At 66.6% G+C, this 2077-nt stretch carries 2 protein-coding genes; both read right to left on the bottom strand.

What is annotated here, in order from left to right; translation table 11 throughout:
- On the bottom strand, nt 1-915 hold a 915-nt coding region (locus ACFDTG_RS15775), incomplete at its 3' end, for an ABC transporter ATP-binding protein (protein WP_375291909.1).
- On the bottom strand, nt 915-2024 hold the full coding sequence (locus tag ACFDTG_RS15780) for an MlaE family lipid ABC transporter permease subunit (protein WP_375248446.1): 1110 nt from the start codon (nt 2022-2024) through the stop codon (nt 915-917). The genes ACFDTG_RS15780 and ACFDTG_RS15775, both read right to left, overlap by 1 nt.
- Nucleotides 2025-2077: the final 53 nt, after the last annotated feature.

A 2077-nucleotide genomic window follows, 5' to 3' on the forward strand; every position in this document is an offset into this window, starting at 1 on the left:
GCGGGCGTTATTGTCGGCAAGGCCGCCCTGGCTCGCCTGCCCGATCGTCGTGGTCATCTCGTCAGCGGCCGCGGCGGCGCGCTGCGTGGCGGCCGTCGGCGCCGCATCGCGGTGCGCCTCCTGCGTCGCCACGGCGGCGCGGCCGCGCGGGCCGTTGAAATATTCCTGGATCCACGGGTGATCCAGCGCCAGCAGTTCCGCGATCGTACCCACCGCGATCACGCGCTTGTCCGCCAGCACCGCCACCCGGTCGCAGATCGCATAAAGCGTATCGAGATCGTGCGTGATCAGGAAGACGGTCAGCCCCAGCGTTTTCTGCAGCGACGCGGTCAGTTCATCGAACGCCGCCGCGCCGATCGGGTCGAGGCCAGCGGTCGGCTCGTCGAGGAACAGCAGGTCGGGATCCAGCGCCAGCGCACGCGCCAGCCCGGCGCGCTTCTTCATGCCGCCGGACAGTTCGGCCGGAAACTTCGGCCCCGCGTCTGACGGCAGCCCGGTCATCACCACCTTGTAGGAGGCGATTTCGTCGAGCAGCGAGAGATTGAGGTCGGGATAGAATTCGCGCAGCGGCACCTGCACATTCTCCGCCACCGTCAGCGTCGAGAACAGCGCGCCACCCTGGAACAGCACGCCCCAGCGTTTGCGGATGTCGACCGTCTCGGTCTCACTGCGGTCAAGCGTCGGCTCCCCGAACACCTCGACCTCGCCCGCGTCCGGTGATTGCAGCCCGATGATCGAGCGCATCAGCACCGACTTGCCCGTACCCGAGCCGCCGACCACGCCAAGGATCTCGCCGCGACGCACCTCCAGATCGAGGTTGTCATGGATCACCTGATCGCCAAAGCTGTTGCGCAGGCCGCGAACGCGGATCACGGGCCCGTCGTCGCGATCATCCTGTCGCTGATGTGCCGGCATCACAACCAACCGATCTGTTCGAAGAAGACCGCGAAGAAGGCATCGATGACGATCACCATGAAGATCGCCTGCACCACCGCCGCCGTCGTCTTCAAGCCGACCTGTTCCGCGTCGCCCTTCACCTGCATTCCCTGGAAACATCCCGCGATCGCGATCATCGCGCCGAAGACCGGCGCCTTGATCAAACCGACGAACAGATCGGTGATCGGCACCACCTCGCGGATGCGGGCCACATAGGCGACGGGCGGGATATCGAGCGAAATCCAGCACAGCAGCCCGCCGCCGATGATCGCGATGACCGACGAATAGAAGCCGAGCAGCGGCATCAACACGATCGCGGCGATCGTGCGGGGCAGCACCAGTGCCTCCATCGGCGATACGCCGATCGTCCGCATCGCGTCGATTTCCTCGGTCAACTGCATCGTGCCGAGTTGCGCCGCAAAGGCGGAGCCGGAGCGACCCGCGACCATGATCGCGGTCATCAGCACGCCCAGTTCACGCAAGGTGAGGCGGCCCACCAGATTGATCGTGAACGCCTCCGCGCCGAACTGCCGCAACTGCACCGCGCCCTGTTGCGCGATGACGATGCCGATCAGGAAGCTCATCAGCCCGATGATGCCCAGCGCGGACACGCCCACCACCTCGAACCGTTGCACCGTCGCGTTGAAGCGAAACCGCTTGGGGTGCCGGATCACCGCGCCGAACGCGATCAGCGTGGCGCCGAGGAAACCGAGCAGGCCAATTGCGGTCCGCGCCGAATGCATCGTCGCGTCGCCGATCTCCCCCAGCACCCGGCGGAAGGACGAGCGTGACGGCGGGCGCATCTGCACCGGCTGGTCCGCCGCGACGACCTGATCGAGCAGATGCTGTGCATCGCCCGTCAGCCCGGTAATGTCCGCCCGGTGCTGGCGAGCGAAGCGGTGGATCACCCAGGCGCCGATCGTGTCGATTCGCTCGATACCGGACAGGTCGAGCGATGCGACCTCCCCTCCCTCGCGATCCAGACGCTCGGGCACGTCGCCCAGCCGGGCCAGCGACATGTCGCCGGAAAAGCGCAGCACCCGCCCCGCCCCGTCCGAATCCTCACGATAGTCGGCTGCCGCACTCATCCAGCGATCCATGCGGCGACTGTCATGAGAGGGCAAGCGCTCCGCGACCCAAA

Origin of the sequence: Qipengyuania sp. (assembly GCF_042095715.1) — a bacterium.
Taxonomy (GTDB): Bacteria; Pseudomonadota; Alphaproteobacteria; order Sphingomonadales; family Sphingomonadaceae; genus Qipengyuania.